Genomic DNA, 15591 nt, shown 5'->3' with positions numbered 1-15591 from the left:
CACGTCAGGCCGAGGAACTCACGGGTATGGCGGGGGAGTGCTCGACCGCTTCGTAGTCGGCGTACTGGAAGTCGCGCATCTGTCGAAGATACTGCGTCGCGAATCCCGGATACATCGACACGTTGTGTCCGTCCTTGGTCAGATACCAGCTGCTGCATCCCGACATCCAGGTCGTCTTGGTCAGCCGCCGCTGGATGCGTTCGTTGTAGCGGCGCTGCACGTCGTGGCGGACGTCGAGATAGCGCAGCTCGTTGTCCAGGATGGTGGTGATGCCGCGGACGGCGTAGTCGAGTTGGCCTTCGATGTAGACCAGCAGCGAGTTGTGCCCGGGACCTGAGTTCGGGCCGGTCATGAAGAACAGGTTCGGGTAGCCGTGCGCGCTGGCGCTTTTGTAAGCCTGTGCGCCGTCGGCCCATTCGGCGCTCAGCGACCGTCCTCCCAGACCGGTGACGGGAAACGGCGGACCGGTGAGGTGTACGTCGTAGCCGGTGGCGAACACGATGCAGTCGAGGTGGTGCTCAATGCCGTCGCTAGTGCGCAGACCAACCGGGCTCAGCGTGGCGATGGGCCAGTCGATCAGCTTGCAGTTGTCGCGCTGCAGGGCGGGGTAGTAGTCGCTGGACACCAGCATGCGCTTGCAGCCCGGGGTGAAGTCGGGCGTCAGTTGGCGACGCAGCCACGGGTCCTTGACCTGTCGGCGCAGATGCATTTTGCCCAGTCGCGCGACCAGGGACGTCAACGGGGTGTTCCAGACCAGCGCCGTCGCGCTCGCCTCGTGGCCCCAGAACAACGCTTGGCGGGCGAGTTGTTGCACCGCAGGAGCTTTGGCGAACGCCGTCTGCACTGCCGGTGGAGTGGGGAAGTCGAAGCGGGGCAGCACCCAGCCCGGGGTGCGCTGGAACACCTTGACGAACTCGGCCTGCTTCACTAGTTCGGGGACGATCTGGATGGCGCTGGCCCCGGTGCCGATGACACCGACTCGCTTGCCGGTGAAGTCATAGTCGGAGTCCCAGCGCGCGCTGTGGATCTTGTGGCCTCCATAGGAGTCGATGCCCCGGATGTCGGGGAAGCTGGAGTCCGGTAGTGGGCCGGACGCCAGCACCACCGTGCGGGCCCGAAAGCGTTTACGGGCGGCGGTGGTCGCGGTCCAGACCCCGGCGTCCTCGTCGAAGGACAGCCCGGTGACTTCCTGCCCGAACTCGATGCGGCGACGGATGTCGAACCGGTCGGTCATCTCCTCGAGGTGGGTGCGTATCTCGTCGGCCGGTGAGTAGGTCCGCGACCAACTGGGGTTCTTGGCAAACGAGAACGAGTACAGCAGCGACGGGATGTCGCAACTGGCGCCGGGATAGCTGGTGTCGCGCCACGTTCCGCCGACCCGGTCGCTGCGCTCGAGGATGACGATGTCGTCGACACCGGCCTGAGCCAGCTTGATCGCCGCGCCGAGGCCGCTGAAACCGGCTCCGACAATGAGGGTTTCGTATGTCTGTGCTCTTGCCATGGTCACGCCGCCGGCTCGTGGGTGACTTCCCGGACCCAGCTGGGTACCGGGGGCAGCAGCGGACGTGGGTATCGGTCGGACAACCAGACCATGGAGTTGGCCAGCAGGTGGTAGGGGTGGCGGGGGTTGGTCACGACGCCGGCATAGCTCCGCAGGAACCGGTATGTCGGTACCCGTCGTGTCTTCTCGCCGCGGTCACCGAGTTCCTTGAACCGCTTGACCGCCCTGTACAACCGCTCGGGTTCCATTCCCATGTCGGTGATCTCGTTGCGGATCCGGTTGATCAGCGGCGCACCCATGATTGCGCCGATGATGAGGCCCGGCGTGGCGTGGTGCCCGACGAAGTCGATGAGCAACCGCCGGATCTTCGCGTGGCCGATCAAATTGAGGACCTCGAAATCGACGACCAGGTGCCGTGACTCGTCGTTGTTGATCTTCTCGAACACCTGGTGGCACACCGGGTCGTGCACCTCGTCGAGCAGGAACTTCAGCAACGCCCCGTCGAGTGCGACCTCGAGCATCGGAATCACGGTGCCCAGCAACGACAATGGCATGTCGTCGGCCCAGCGGTCCAGCCAGTCGATGGCCAACCGGATGTTGACATTTGGCTCGGGAACTTCACCGTCCTCGAGCATCCCCCAGCGCTTCATCAACGCCAGTTCCGCGTTGGCATGACGCTGCTCCTCGGCATGGAAGTAGCGGTAGATCTCGCCGATAGTCGGCGTCGGCGCTTTCTTGGCCAGCGCCGCGAAGCCCCGGGCGCCGATGTTTTCGATCCAGCACAGATCGGCCATGAACGCTTTGAGCTGCGGCCGTTGCTCGTCGGTGATCATCTCGGCACCCGGTGCATCCCAGTCGATGTCGGCCAGGGCCCACTGCCGGTCCTTGATTTTGGCCAGCATTGCTTCCATGTCAATAGTCATAACTGCCACTCCTTTTCGGTGGGTCGCGCTCAGAGCGGCGCGATGCGGTTGAGAATGCCGACGGCGCGGGTGTAGGTCCCCGGCGCCAGTCGCTTGATGTTCCAGCCGAACTTCGCCTCGAGTTGCGGCATGCAGTACAGATCGCCTCGGTCGTGTGCGTCCAGGCAGGTCTTGGCGACTTTTTCGGCGGTGAACCCGGTCAACTTCATCACGCGGTTGGCGAGTTTCGTGGCATTGGCCGAGATGCGGCCGGCCTCGACGATGTTGGTCTTGACAAAGGTAGGGCACAGCACAGTGACCTTGACTCCGCTGCCGGACAATTCGGCCGCGAGGGTTTCCGAGAGCATCAACACGCCGGCCTTGCTGACGTTGTATGCGCCCATGCCGGGTGCGGCGCCGAACGCGGCGGCTGAGGCGACGTTGATGATGCCCCGCGGGACCTCGGTGTCGCCCGTCCGCAGGATGGGCGCGAAGACGTGCGAGCCGTAAATCGGGCCCCAGAGGTTGATTCCGAGCACCCACTGCCAGTCCTCCAGCGGCAGTTCACCGATCGGGGCACCGCCGGATCCGACACCGGCGTTGTTGATCACCAGCGTGGGTGCGGCCCCGAACCACGACTGCGACTGCACCGCCAGATCCTGGACAGCGTCGAATTGGGTGACGTCACAAGCGATCGCGACGGCGTCACCACCGAACTCGCCGATCGCTGTGACAGTTCGCTTGGCGGCGACTTCGTCGATGTCGCTGCACACGACGCGGCTACCGCGCTTGGCGAGTTCGATCGCGAACGCTGCCCCGATTCCACTGCCCGCGCCGGTTACCACCGCCCGCGCGTGGTGGCTGACTTTGGGTGACTTGCCGAACGGCCCGATCATTCTCAGCCCGCCTTCCCTGTGATGGTTTCGATGTTGCTGTCGCGCAATGCGTTGGCGATGAAACTGGCGGCCTGCGCCATGGCCTTGGCGGCCTCCGGAGTCAGCCGCGGCAGCGCCTGGAAGACGTGCACTTGATCCGGCCACACCTGCAACGTGCACCGTCCGCCACCGGTGCGGATGTCGGCGGCGAGGTGGCGCGCGTCGGCGAGCAGGAATTCGGCGCCGCCGGCCTGGATGAGGGTGGGCGGCAGAGTGGGCCCGTTGGCGACGTCGAGTCTCAGCCGCGGGTGAGCGGGATCGATTCCCCTGCTGTACAGCCGAACTAGACGCGCCGCGTCTTTTGCCCGGATGGCCGGGTCGCAGCGCAATTCTTCTCGCGCCCGGGCAAGTCCGAGGGTCAGGTCGATCAGCGGCGAGAACAGCACGAGCGCCGCCGGACCATTGGCCGCGACGTCGGGTTGCAACAGTAGGTCGACCGACAGGTGCCCGCCAGCCGAATCACCAGCAATCACAATGTGTTCCGGCGGCACCTGGGCGGTGAGCCAGCTCCACCCGGCTCGCACGTCGTCGGCCGCGGCGGGGAAGCGGTGTCGTGGTGCCAGCCGGTAATCGACCGTAAAGACCGGTAACCTGGTCAATTGCGACAGCCACGACGTCAGTCGACGGTGAGTCCGCGGCGAGCACAATGCGAAGCCACTGCCGTGGACGTAGTAGATGGCGCCCCGGCTCGTCGAGACGCCGGGGGCGCGCACCCACTCACCGACAACGCGACGCCCATCGTGGTGCACGTCGATGTGCTCGATGCGCGTCCCGGCCAGTGAAGGTCCGAAGGCATCCATGATGCCGGCGATGATTCGCCGTGACGCCCACAATCCCCAGGCTTGCTCGGGTGGTAGCACCGCGCTGACCTGCCGCAATGTCGCCATACTCACCAACGCTGCGGAACGAGATCGCAACGATCCGCGAGTCGGCACTGACTCTGTCATGCGAGAGAGTCAACACCTAATGGTGACATTCGTCAATGGCAACGTTGTGGCAGCGTGTCGGGAGTGGTTACTGACCCACCACCGATGTGGTCGCCCAGGCAGTCGATAAAGGCTTGCGACGCAGGCGTTCTCACGGCTTTGCTCGGTGCGACGAGGTTGACCTGTCGCGAGAGCTCGGCCCCCGCAACCGGACGCAGCACCAAGCGCGCATCGTCTCCGATGCGAGAGGCGGCGACGGATTCCGGTAGCAGCGCCACCCCGAGACTCCTCCGGACGAAATGGATCACTTCGTCGACGCGGGTCACTTCGAATGCGACTTGGCGTGATACGTCGGCAAATCCGCGGTCGGTCTCGCGGCGCAGGCCGTAGCCCGGGGGGAAGTCGATGAACGGTTGCGACGCCAACTGGTCCAGGCGCAGTTCGTTTTCCTCACCCAACGGGTGGCCGGCCGGCAGCACCGCGACAAGGGGCTCGATGAACAACCGGGTGAACGTCAGCCGGTCGGTTGCTGACGGCAGGTTCGAGCCGACGATTGCGACGTCGAGCGTTCGATCGCGGACGGCGTCGACCAGCAGATCGCTGCCGCCGCTACGCAGCGTCACGGTGACCTCGGGATAGCGATGATGGAAGGTGGCCATCAGCGCCGCCACATCGAGGCTCTCGGACGGCACTTCCATCATGCCGACCGTCAGCCGGCCCGCGATGGTGCCGCCGATCGCTTGGGCGTCGAACTTGATGCGCTCGATGCCGGCAATCACCTGGCGCATCAACGGCAACAGCGACTCCCCGGCCTGCGTGGGCGACACCTTCCGCGTGGTGCGTTCGAAGAGCGTGACGCCCAACTCGTCCTCGAGCTTGCGGAGTTGCTGGCTCAGCGCCGACTGCACGACGTATTCGTTGACCGCAGCCTTCGTGAAGCTCTGGGCATCAGCGAGCGCGACGGCATAACGCAACTGCTGTAGGTTCATGATTGTTCACTTTCGATAATGAATCTGATCATATCTATGCGTTGGACTGAGCAGTGGTGCGGCGCGAGAATTGGCGAATGTCGTCGTCATCGCCGGTACGGGTGTCCGCGCGGTCAGCCGCGGGGCCGGGCACCAATGACTGCTCGGACTTGACTGTGCGCGAAGCCGTCACGAGCGAGTTGAGCGCGCTGCCGTTCCTGGGCGAGTTGACCTGCTCGACGTCCACGGCGGTCGCGGGCTCGATCGAGGAGTTGATCTTCACCTATACCGTCGGCCAATCGGGGATCGCCGACAGCGGTTGGTTGAAACTCTGTTTTCGGTTTTACTCGGACTGGGACTTGCAGACCACCGACGCCCAGGGACGCGACTTCGCCTCGGCGCGAGTGACCGCTCGGTCGCTGGTCGGTCACGCGTCGGAAGGCGCTGTGGCCACCGTGCAGCAGCTCAAGATTCGTTACGACGTCAAAGGCGGCGAGCGGCCGTTTCAGAAGGCGCTGCTGATCCACGTCGTCGACGGATACCTGAGACCGGGCGACACCATCGAAATACGCTTGGGGGACCGTCGATTCGGCGGGCCCGGCACTCGCGTGCAAACCTTCGTCGAAGACGAGTTCGAATTCCATCTTTTCGTCGATCCGCTGGGAACGTCGCGGATGGCGCGTGCGGCATTGTCGCGGCTGGCGATCGTTCCCGGTCCGCCGGCACGAGTCGAGGCCTACGGGCCCAGGCTGCTGCGCTTCGACTCGGCTACCGCCGACCTGCGTGTGCACCTGCAGGACCGCTGGGGCAACGCGTGCCGCGACGTCAGCGCCGGCGCGCGGGCACGGGTGGGCGGCGTCGACGTCGCCTCGGCAGACTTCCCGAGCCAAGGGTGGGCAGCGGTTACCCTGACCGTGCCGGCGGAGCATCGCTGCGTGGACATCGTCGCGCATACCGCAACCGGTGCGCTCGAGAATGCGCGGTGCTACCTGGACGTCATCGACGAGTTCCCCTCGCCCCGAGCGCTATTCGCCGATCTGCACGTGCACTCCAACGACACGGTGGGCACCCAGAACACCCCCTGGAACTTGAGCTACGGACGCGATATCGGCGCCCTGGACGTGATCGGCTACACCGCCAACGACTTTCAGATCACCGACGATGTCTGGGCTGACGTCGTGGCGGCCTGTCGCGACATCAATGAGGATGGCCGACTCGTCTGCTACCCCGGGGTGGAGTGGTGCGGAACGGCCGGTGTGGGCGGCGATCACAACGTCGTCTTTCTCCGGGACGACACGACACTGGCGCGTTCCCTCGAATGGCATCTAGGGATGACGGCCTCGGCGCCTATCCCGCAGAACTGGCCGATCACCCAGTTGTATGCGGCATACGACAAGGATCCCGACTCGTACCTGTTGATCCCGCATGTGGGTGGGCGGCGCGCAATCCTGGACTGGCACCACCCCCAGCTGGAGCGCTTGATCGAAGTGCATTCCGCCTGGGGTACCAGCCCGTGGTTCTTCGAGGATGCGATGGCTCGCGGACTGCGGCTCGGAGCCAGCGCCGCCAGCGACGAGCATCGCGGACGACCCGGTGGCGGTGCGCCGGGGGCGAACATCTTTGGTGGGCACGGCGGCCTCACCGGTGTGCTGGCGCCCGAGCTCACTCGCGAGGACGTCGGACGGACCCTACGGGCACGGCGGACCTGGGCTACCACCGGCGCGCGTGCCGTGGCCCTGCTGCGTAGCGGTGTGAATTGGATGGGTGACGAGATCGACTGCACTGCAGCCGAACTGGCTGCCGATTACACGCTCTATGGAACGGCGGGCTGGGAAGAGGTCCAGATCTGGGACCCCACGGGGCTGTTGTATCGCCGTGACTTGCACACCGAGCGTGGTTTGTCCGACTCGCTGGTGCGTCTCCGATGGGGCGGCGCACGGCATCGGGACCGCTACCGGTGGGCGACCTGGACCGGTCGGCTCACGGTCGCCGGCAGCGCCATCGACGAGGTCACGCCCTGGGCGGCAACGCATCCCGAGCAGATCTTCGAGCGAGACCGAAGCGACGTCACGTGGCGCACGCAGACGTTCGGCAGCGATATCGGGGTCGTCGTCCGGCTCAGCGACCTGGCCAACGCCCAATTGCGCGTCGACGCCGCCGTCGACGAGGACGGTCATCAGGTGAACCTCGAGCTCAGCGGGACCGATCTGCTGTCCACCGGCCATCGCGAGGTCGCCGTCGGAGGGCTCAACCTCACGCTGCGGGTGGAGCGAGTCGCCGAATTCGCCGACCTTCCCATCACCGTGAACGGAAACCTGACCATCGACCTGCCGGTCGCCGATACCGCCGTCTACCTGCGGGCACGGCAAACCGACGGGCATCAGGTGTGGACCAGCCCGCTGTTCATCAGCCGTACCCAGGCCGAATAATGCTCGTTTTCACCTCTTGTCGCTGACCGGCTGACCGCGCCCCCGCCGGCACGGCGCGTCCACACGGATCCTGCACCCTGCTCCAAGGAGAACAATGGCGCTTCCGAAGCTCACACGTTTCACCCTGAGTGTTGCGACCGTCGCGGCGATGCTGACCGGCTGCGGGCACGCCGCGACCACCGGCTCCAACGCGAAAGTCACTCTTCGCCTTGGCTATTTGACCCGGATCACCCATGCCTCGGCGCTGGTCGGGATCGACCGCGGCCTGTTCGTCAAGAATCTGGGATCCGGGGTGACGTTCGAAGCCCAGCCTTTCGAGCAGGGGACCGCCGAAGCGACTGCTCTGCTCGCCGGACAGATCGACGCCGCCTACGTCGGCCCCAATCCGGCGTTCAATGCATGGCAGAAATCGGGCGGCACCGCGATCAGGATCATTTCCGGATCGGCGAAGGGGGGAACGTCGTTCGTCGTCAAGCCTGGAATCACGTCCGCACAGGAGCTGCGCGGCAAGACCGTCGCCGATCCGGCGCTGGGCGGCAACCACGATGTGCTCTTGAGAAGCTGGTTGCAAGACAACGGATTGCACACGAATACGCAAGGCGGCGGTGACGTCTTCATCAAGCCCACCAAACCCGAGTCGGCCATCGTGCAGGAGTTCACCTCCAACCAGATCGCCGGTGCGGTGGAGTCCGCGCCCTATGACGTGCAGATGGTCAAAGCCGGCGGAGTGAAGCTGTGGCCGGCGACCGGGACCATCACCATTCTCGTTGTGCGCCAAGAATTCCTGGCCGCGCATCCTGACGCCGTGTCCGGATTGCTGCGAGGCCAGGTCGAAGCCGACCAGCTCATCCACGACAGCCCGGCAGCGGCAAAGCAGGCGGCCAACAACGCGTTGGCGAAGAACCTCGGCAAGGGCCTCGACGCCGACGTCCTGGACGGCTCCTTCCAGGAGACGACCTTCACCAACGATCCGGACGTGGCATCGCTGAACGACCTTGTGCACAAGTCGGTCGCGGTCGGACTGCTCAAACCCTTGACGCTCGACGGGCTCTTCGATCCGCATCCGCTCAACGACGTGCTGAAGGCAGTCGGCCGGCCTCAGGTCACATCGTGAGCGGCCGCACGAATACCCGTGAATGCCCGGCGATGTCGAGACCAGCCGTGGATTCCCTGATTCGGCTCTCCGGCGTATCCAAGGCATACGGTCGCGGCAGCTCCGTGGTGACGGCGTTGCAGGACGTTTCCATCAGCGTGGCACAAGGCGAATTCGTCTGTTTCGTCGGTGCATCGGGCTGTGGCAAAAGCACGTTGCTGTCATTGGTCGCCGGCCTCGACCAGCCCAGCTCCGGCGACGTCAGTACCGGTGATCAACGGGTGGCGTTCATGTTTCAAGAGCCGGCGCTTTTCCCGTGGCTGACGGCGGCTGGCAACATCGAGCTGGCGCTGCGCGCGCGCAAAATACCCAAAGGGCAGAGACGAATTCGGGTGGCGGAGCTGCTGGACGTCGTAGGGCTCACCAGCTTTGCCGCCGCGCGACCGCACCAACTATCGGGCGGAATGCGTCAGCGCGTGGCGCTTGCGCGTGCGCTGGCTCAGGACGCCGACGTCTTGCTGATGGACGAACCGTTCGGTGCGCTCGACACGCTCACCCGCAACCTGCTGCACGGTGAACTGGAGCGGATCGTCGCCGAAACCGGCCTGACGGTCTTGTTCGTGACGCACAACGTCGAGGAGGCGGTGCGCCTGGCCGACCGGGTCGTCGTGCTGAGCAACCGGCCCGGTCGCATCATCGCCGATCACGCCGTGGACCTTCCGCGTCCGCGAACCATCGACGGCGCGCACATCTCGGCGCTGGCCGCGGCGATCACCGCCGACCTCGAGGGCACGGAGGTCGGCAATGGTGCTTGATCAAAACCGCGTCGACTCCCGCAACGAGACGTCGAGTTCGGCGAAACCCACTGGCCGGCGGCGTGTCCGGTCCCTGTGGGCGCCCGGAGTCGGGCTGCTGGTCGTCCTCGCATTCTGGCAGGCGGTCTACCTGAGCGGCTGGAAGCCATCGTTCGTACTGCCCAGTCCAGCGACGACACTTGCCAGCCTCTGGGCCCAGGCCCGTCAGCCGCTGCTTTGGCAGGCCGTCGAGACCACCATGGGAAGAGCCGTCTACGGGTTCGGCCTGGCGGCCGTGATAGGCCTCGCGGTGGGTATCGCGGTGGCCAGGAGCAGGATGCTGCGCGCGGCTTTCGGACCGATCATCACCGGCATGCAGACCATGCCGGCCATCGCGTGGTTTCCGTTCGCAATCATCTTCTTCGGGCTCAGCACCTCAGCGATTCTGTTCGTCATCGTGATCGGCACGGCACCGGCGATCGCGATCGCGGTGATCGCCGGCAGCGACAACATTCCGCCGCTACTGCGCCGCGCCGCGACGATGATGGGGCTCAAGGGATTTGGTCTGTACCGGTATTTGATCTTGCCGGCCTCACTACCCGTCCTGGTGACCGGTCTCAAACAGGGCTGGGCGTTCGCGTGGCGCAGTCTGATGTCGGGCGAGTTGGTCGTCATCGTCGCCAACACCGCGTCGATCGGAGTCTTGCTCGAGAACGCGCAGAATCTGTCCGACATGCCCGCCGCCATCGCGATCATGATCGTGATCCTGGTCTTGGGAATCGTGATCGACGGCCTGTTCACCCTGCTGGATCGCGAAGTCCGCCGGCGGCGGGGCCTCGTTGGTTCAGACGAATCGTGACGGCGCAGTCTCGGCCATTTCGGCTGTGGGCGTTCGGCGATGCTCACGTCGGCACCGACAAGGCCTACGGCCGAAGCAGTTTGGCTGAGGCGATCACACACTCGGAAGTCGGTGGCTCCGATGGCGGGCCGCCCTTCGAGTGGGATATCGCCGTCGACGTGGGCGATATGTCCGGGGCCCACCACCAGCTACCGGATGACGCCGAAGGCGAAGAGGTCGTTGCGCAGTTGGCTGCGCTGCGAACGCACCGGCGGGAGGACATCTACAGCGTGTGCGGGAACCACGATCGCAGCGGGCTCACCGAACCCGACGCGTGGTGGTGGCAGAAGTGGGTCGACCCACTCGGGCAGCACACCGAGTTCTCCAGAGTCGACCCCAAGGCGCGACCGTATCCAGTCGACGGAACCTGGGAGCGGTACAGCTTCCGGGTCGGCAACCTGCTGTTCCTGATGATGAGTGACCGCAACGAGCCCAGTCAGTCGGTCGGACGCGGAACGCTGGGCGGAAACCCGGGCGGCGTCGTCACCGGTGAGACCTTCGACTGGTGGACATCGATGGTCGACGACAACCCCGACGCCGTCATCATCTCCGTGCACCACTACGTCTTGAAGGACACCACGGTGGCGTCCGGTGAATGGGAAGGCGTTCGCCGCTGCGCCACCGGCGAATTGGTGGAGCACTACCATCGCCCCTTCGAAGCCGGCACGCCCAACGGGGCCTCATACCTGTATTGGGTCGACAGCAAACCAGATTCGGCGGCATTCGAGTCCGTCCTGGCGGAGCGCCCGGGCCGGGTGGCGCTCTGGCTCGCCGGTCACACTCACACCCATCCCGAGGACTCCTTTGGCGGCAAGACACACATCGAACAACGTTGGGGTACTTGGTTTCTCAACGTGGCCTCGTTGAGCCGCCACCACATGCCGATCACCACGTTGCCGATCAGCCGTCTGTTGACCTTCGAGCCGGGCAGCAGCCAGGTGCGCGTGCAGTGTTACCTGCACACCAGTCAGTTCGCCCCGCAGGGCTGGTACCCGAAGGCGGAGAGAACGTTGACGCTCGATCGACCGTTTCGGTGGTAGTGGTTCGTCGGAGGGCTCCCGACGCCGACGACCTTGCCTCCCGCTCACCGAGGCTTGGGATGGGGCCGCACTGCGGGGCAAAGTGATCCGCAGCAGGGTCCGCTTCGAAACCGACACCATTGCCGCGCTACTGCGCTGAATGCCCGCGGGAATGTCGAGTTGTCGGGCCATGTTGAATAGACGACTGGTCATCTATAGAAGTGGAGCTGATAGGGATGGCACTGAACGAGGATCTGAACCGCGTCGCATTCGGCCTGAACGATGGTGTGAGCAGGATGCCGGCGCTCGGCTTCGGGACATCATTGTCCGATCGAAGCAAGACGCGGAGTGCTGTCACGGCCGCGGTGAAGGTCGGCTTCCGGCACCTGGACGCGGCCGAGCGGTATCGCAACGAGGCCGAGGTGGGGGCGGCGCTGCAGGACCTGTTCGCCGACGGCACCGTGAGTCGCAACGAACTGTTCGTTACGACAAAGTTGTGGAACAACAACCATCGCCCGGAGCGGGTCAAGCCGGCGCTGCAGGCCAGCCTCAGAAGGCTCGGGCTGGAAGCCGTCGACCTGTACCTCGTGCATACCCCGTTCGCCTTCAGGCCCGGTGACGATCAGGATCCGCGGGACGTCCACGGCGCGGTCATCTATGACGACGGCGTGACATTGGAAGAGACCTGGGCGGCGATGGAAAGCCTTGTGGATCAGGGGCTTACCAAAGCAATAGGGTTGTCGGACATCGATGTCGAAGGCGTCAAGCGGATTGCCGATACCGCCCGGATCAAACCGGCCGTCGTCCAAGTCGAGTCGCATCCCTACCACCCGCAGTGGGAGCTTCACCGTTTGCGCGAGACGGACGGCATCGTCTTGGTGGCGTTCGCCTCCCTCGGTCACGCCTTGGAGCCGCGACTGCTCGACGACCCGCTGATCGTTTCGATCGCGCGACAAGTGGGCAAGACGCCCGCACAGGTATTGCTGGCGTGGGGCATTCAGCGCGGCAGCGCCGTTCTGACGGGCTCGGTCAACCCGGCGCGCATCAGTGAAAACTTCGATGTGTCGGCGATCCCCGAGAGTGCGATCGTCGACATCAACGAAAGGCTGGAGACACGTTTCCGGTTCAATTCGGTTGTCGAGGGCGGGGAGCCGGGATTCGCCGAGGTGCCCACTGGCAGCTGACCGTCACGCCGTCGACGTCGAGATCGCCCCGATGACCTCGTCCGCCGACGGGATCGTTGCAGCGGTTGCGGGCGAGGCACAGGAATGGCTGACTACCGTGATGCGTTACGCCCGCCATGTCTGCTGGAGTGCTTCTTATCCCACGTCCCGGTGCCGCCAATCTCGTCGACGACGTCCTCGACCAAGCCAGACGGGCGCACGAACTCGGCGTCAGGAAGGTGTGGCTGGCCCAGCAGCTCAGCTATGACGCCATCTCGCTGGCGGGTCTCGTGGGCGCCGCGATACCCGGATTAGCCGTCGGCACGTCGGTGGTGCCGATCAATCCGCGACATCCGCTGATCGTCGCGCAGCTGGCGCAGACTGCGCAGGCCGCCACACACGGCAACTTCAATCTCGGACTTGGACTGGGGGCGCGCGTTATCGAACGTCCCGCGTTCGGCAGCGACTGGCCTCGCGTCATCACTCGTCTGCGTGAGCATCTGACCATCCTGCGGTCGGTCTTCGACGGCGGAAGCGTCGACTTCCACGGCAGCGAGATCAGCGCCAGCCCGACCTGGCCGGTGCAGGTCGCCGGAGGCACCCCGATCCCGGTCTATGTGGCGGCGATGGGCCCGAAGGCATTGCGGGTCACCGGCGAGCTCGCCGACGGCACCATTCCGTATCTGGCGGGTCCGCGCACGATCGGCGAATTCATCGTGCCGACCATCGCCAAAGCCGCGGCCGACGCCGGTCGGCCGGCGCCGCAGGTCATCACCGCGGTGCCCGTCCTGGTATCGAGCGATATCGATAAGGCCAACGCTATTGCGGCGCAACAGCTGAGCTTCTACGAGTCCATCCCGTCCTACCGCAATGTCATTGCCCGGGAGGGGGTGGATAGCATTACCGACCTTGCGGCAATCGGATCGGCGAAATCCGTTGTGCAGAAGCTGAAGTCGTACCAGGACGCGGGCGCTACCGAGCTGACTCTCAGTCCGCTGGATCGCGCCGACACGGCCGATCACGAAGCGCTATGGAGTCTTGCGGCGACTCTGTGAATTACTCGACGTTGAACGCCAGAAGGCCGTCGCCGGGGCTCATGCTCGACGGCGACGCCAGCGCCGCACCCGCGCCGAAGATTGCCGCTCCGGTCGCCAGCACCGAGAACGCGATCGACATGACTGACCGCTTCGCCTCGACACGGCTGCTGACCGGGGGCGACATGCTGTCAATACTCACTGTCATTTCTCCATCTCGTCGCAGCGCGAAAAATAACGCTGAGATTGAGATTAAGTCCGAAAGGTAAAGAATCTCTGTCGCAACTCGATGAATTCGCCGACGAATTCTAAGAGTGTAATTGCCTGGCGATCGCTTTCTTGTCCACTTTGCCGATCGCAGTGGTCGGTAGCGACGCCATCGCGGTAAGCACATCGGGTCGTGCATGCCGGGCCACCCCCCGTTGGTCGAGGAAGGCATTCAGCTCGGCCAGCGTGATCGAGCTTCCGACGAAAACAACTGCAGCGCAGATTTTCTCGCCAAGGTAGGGGTCGGGCAGCGGCACCGCCGCGGCTGCGGCAATCGCGGGATGGCAACGCAGATGTTCTTCCAGTTCGGCCGCCGGGACGGTTTCACCGCCGCGGTGAATGACGTCTTTTACTCGGCCGGTGACTTCTAAATATCCACCGGGATGTTCGCGGACCAGATCGCCGCTGCGGTAGAAGCCCTGCGGGTCGAAAGAGGTGGCGTTCGCCTCGTTGGCGCGGAAGTACCCGTTGAAGGTGTAGGGGCCGCGCACCAGCAATTGACCCTCGGCACCCGCGGCGACGGGGTGGCCCGCGTCGTCGACGATGCGCAGTTCGTCGTCGGGACACAGCGGACGCCCCTGAGTGTGGTCGACGACACCGGGCGGGTCGCCGGGGCGGGTGTAATTCAGCAAACCTTCGGCCATGCCGAACACCTGTTGCAGGCCCGGGGTCAGTGTCTCGCGGACCCGTTGCGCGTCAACGGCTTCCAGCTTGGCGCCGCCGACTTGCAGCAACCGCAGCGAAGTCGGCGCTTCCGGCTCCCATTCGGTGGCCTGTGCCCACAGGTTCGCCAGCGCCGGCACCAGGGCGGTGACGGTGACGCCGTGGCGCGCGATGGCGCCGAACGCCGATTCCGGGCTGGGGTTGGTCAGGAACACCGTCGTGGCGCCGGCCGATATCGCGCCGAGCAGCCCGGGGCAGGCCAGCGGAAAGTTATGTGCCGCAGGCAGAGCCGCCAGGTACACGTCGTCGGATGTGAGCTCGCAGAGCTCAGCGCTGGCGGTGGCGTTGTAGACGTAGTCGTTGTGCGTGCGGGGGATGAGCTTCGGTGTGCCGGTCGTGCCGCCCGACACCAGCAGCAGGGCGGGGGAGTCCGGGTCGGGCAGCTGGGCCGGCGTCTGGCCGGCGCTCGCGCATACCTGAGACCAGGTGACGAACGGTCCGGGTTCACCGTCGACGATGACGTGGCGCAGCGCGGGATGGTCGCGCGCGAGCTCTTGGGCCATCGGCCGGTAGTCGAAACCGGCTGCCTTGTCAGGGATTATCAGCGCGGTGGCCTCGCTGACGGCGGCGAAGTGTCCTAGTTCTGCGGCACGGTGACCGGTCAGGCACATCACCGGGATGGCGCCCATGCGCAGTAGCCCGAAAAGTGCCACGGCGAATGCCGGGGTGTTGGGCAACTGCAGCAACACCCGATCGCCGGCAGCGATACCCAACTCGGCCAAGCCGGCTGCCGCGCGGTTGGCGCGTTCGTCGAGTTCAATGAAGGTCAGCCGAGTGGGTCCGTCGGCGTCGACTACCGCGGTACCCGCGGGCCAGCGTTGAGCGGCGTCCGACAGCAGTGAGTCGACGGGTCGGCCGCGCCAATAGCCCGAAGCCCGGTAGGCCGCCGCTCGGTCGGGCGGAAACGGCACGAAGCCATCGAGCATCTCTTGCCTCCAG

14 protein-coding genes are annotated in these 15591 nt (G+C 65.2%); 7 read left to right on the top strand and 7 right to left on the bottom strand.

Features of this window, described 5'->3' with window-relative positions; genetic code table 11:
* Positions 1-4 precede the first annotated feature (4 nt).
* From MKK62_RS25820 to MKK62_RS25800, 5 genes are read right to left on the bottom strand one after another with little or no spacing between them, the layout of a single operon-like run.
* On the bottom strand, positions 5-1507 hold the full coding sequence (locus tag MKK62_RS25820) for a flavin-containing monooxygenase (RefSeq protein WP_286670877.1): 1503 nt from the start codon (positions 1505-1507) through the stop codon (positions 5-7).
* Positions 1504-2424 carry a ferritin-like domain-containing protein gene (locus MKK62_RS25815; protein WP_240263084.1) on the bottom strand — a complete coding sequence of 307 codons (921 nt, stop codon included), beginning with the start codon at positions 2422-2424 and terminating at the stop codon, positions 1504-1506. Before MKK62_RS25815 ends, MKK62_RS25820 begins: the two co-directional genes overlap by 4 nt.
* A 29-nt stretch (positions 2425-2453) precedes the next feature.
* A complete protein-coding gene (locus MKK62_RS25810) occupies positions 2454-3299 on the bottom strand; it encodes an SDR family NAD(P)-dependent oxidoreductase (protein WP_240263085.1) in 846 nt (281 codons plus the stop codon).
* Between the two features lie 2 nt (positions 3300-3301).
* Positions 3302-4285, bottom strand: a complete 984-nt coding sequence (locus MKK62_RS25805; RefSeq protein WP_240263086.1) for an alpha/beta hydrolase — start codon at positions 4283-4285, stop codon at positions 3302-3304.
* 32 nt (positions 4286-4317) lie between these two features.
* A complete protein-coding gene (locus MKK62_RS25800) occupies positions 4318-5253 on the bottom strand; it encodes a LysR family transcriptional regulator (protein ID WP_240263087.1) in 936 nt (311 codons plus the stop codon).
* Between the two features lie 77 nt (positions 5254-5330).
* Between MKK62_RS25800 and MKK62_RS25795 the strand changes: the two genes are divergently transcribed.
* The 7 genes from MKK62_RS25795 (at position 5331) to MKK62_RS25765 (ending at position 13683) form a co-directional block, all read left to right on the top strand.
* Positions 5331-7661, top strand: coding sequence for a DUF3604 domain-containing protein (locus tag MKK62_RS25795; RefSeq protein WP_240263088.1), 2331 nt, complete (start codon positions 5331-5333; stop codon positions 7659-7661).
* A 94-nt stretch (positions 7662-7755) separates the two neighbouring features.
* On the top strand, positions 7756-8775 hold the full coding sequence (locus MKK62_RS25790) for an ABC transporter substrate-binding protein (RefSeq protein WP_240263089.1): 1020 nt from the start codon (positions 7756-7758) through the stop codon (positions 8773-8775).
* Positions 8776-8834: 59 nt separating this feature from the next.
* On the top strand, positions 8835-9569 hold the full coding sequence (locus MKK62_RS25785) for an ABC transporter ATP-binding protein (RefSeq protein WP_434085120.1): 735 nt from the start codon (positions 8835-8837) through the stop codon (positions 9567-9569).
* Positions 9559-10407, top strand: coding sequence for an ABC transporter permease (locus MKK62_RS25780; RefSeq protein ID WP_240263091.1), 849 nt, complete (start codon positions 9559-9561; stop codon positions 10405-10407). The genes MKK62_RS25785 and MKK62_RS25780 overlap by 11 nt, the downstream gene beginning before the upstream one ends.
* Entirely contained in the window at positions 10404-11486 is a 1083-nt protein-coding gene (locus tag MKK62_RS25775; protein WP_240263092.1) for a metallophosphoesterase, read from the top strand. The genes MKK62_RS25780 and MKK62_RS25775 overlap by 4 nt, the downstream gene beginning before the upstream one ends.
* A gap of 215 nt (positions 11487-11701) precedes the next feature.
* Positions 11702-12649 (top strand): aldo/keto reductase, encoded by a 948-nt coding sequence (locus MKK62_RS25770; RefSeq protein WP_240263093.1) that lies wholly within the window; start codon positions 11702-11704, stop codon positions 12647-12649.
* Positions 12650-12765: 116 nt separating this feature from the next.
* A complete protein-coding gene (locus MKK62_RS25765) occupies positions 12766-13683 on the top strand; it encodes an LLM class F420-dependent oxidoreductase (RefSeq protein ID WP_240263094.1) in 918 nt (305 codons plus the stop codon).
* A 1-nt stretch (position 13684) separates the two neighbouring features.
* On the opposite strand, the gene MKK62_RS25760 is transcribed toward MKK62_RS25765, so the two are convergent.
* Positions 13685-13870 carry a hypothetical protein gene (locus MKK62_RS25760; RefSeq protein WP_260060456.1) on the bottom strand — a complete coding sequence of 62 codons (186 nt, stop codon included), beginning with the start codon at positions 13868-13870 and terminating at the stop codon, positions 13685-13687.
* A 100-nt stretch (positions 13871-13970) separates the two neighbouring features.
* A complete protein-coding gene (locus tag MKK62_RS25755; protein ID WP_240263096.1) occupies positions 13971-15578 on the bottom strand; it encodes a (2,3-dihydroxybenzoyl)adenylate synthase in 1608 nt (535 codons plus the stop codon).
* Positions 15579-15591 lie beyond the last annotated feature (13 nt).

This window comes from Mycobacterium paraterrae, assembly GCF_022430545.2.
GTDB classification, from domain to species: Bacteria; Actinomycetota; Actinomycetes; order Mycobacteriales; family Mycobacteriaceae; genus Mycobacterium; species Mycobacterium paraterrae.
Note: the sequence above shows the minus strand (reverse complement) of the source record. Positions and strands in the feature narration are given on the sequence as shown.

Bases quoted from the DNA above. Each gene is read 5' to 3' on its own strand.
- MKK62_RS25815 (WP_240263084.1), bottom strand. From the start codon at position 2,424: ATGACTATTGACATGGAAGCAATGCTGGCCAAAATCAAGGACCGGCAG.
- MKK62_RS25810 (WP_240263085.1), bottom strand. From the start codon at position 3,299: ATGATCGGGCCGTTCGGCAAGTCACCCAAAGTCAGCCACCACGCGCGG.
- MKK62_RS25805 (WP_240263086.1), bottom strand. From the start codon at position 4,285: ATGACAGAGTCAGTGCCGACTCGCGGATCGTTGCGATCTCGTTCCGCA.
- MKK62_RS25800 (WP_240263087.1), bottom strand. From the start codon at position 5,253: ATGAACCTACAGCAGTTGCGTTATGCCGTCGCGCTCGCTGATGCCCAG.
- MKK62_RS25795 (WP_240263088.1), top strand. From the start codon at position 5,331: ATGTCGTCGTCATCGCCGGTACGGGTGTCCGCGCGGTCAGCCGCGGGG.
- MKK62_RS25790 (WP_240263089.1), top strand. From the start codon at position 7,756: ATGGCGCTTCCGAAGCTCACACGTTTCACCCTGAGTGTTGCGACCGTC.
- MKK62_RS25780 (WP_240263091.1), top strand. From the start codon at position 9,559: ATGGTGCTTGATCAAAACCGCGTCGACTCCCGCAACGAGACGTCGAGT.
- MKK62_RS25770 (WP_240263093.1), top strand. From the start codon at position 11,702: ATGGCACTGAACGAGGATCTGAACCGCGTCGCATTCGGCCTGAACGAT.
- MKK62_RS25765 (WP_240263094.1), top strand. From the start codon at position 12,766: ATGTCTGCTGGAGTGCTTCTTATCCCACGTCCCGGTGCCGCCAATCTC.
- MKK62_RS25760 (WP_260060456.1), bottom strand. From the start codon at position 13,870: ATGACAGTGAGTATTGACAGCATGTCGCCCCCGGTCAGCAGCCGTGTC.
- MKK62_RS25755 (WP_240263096.1), bottom strand. From the start codon at position 15,578: ATGCTCGATGGCTTCGTGCCGTTTCCGCCCGACCGAGCGGCGGCCTAC.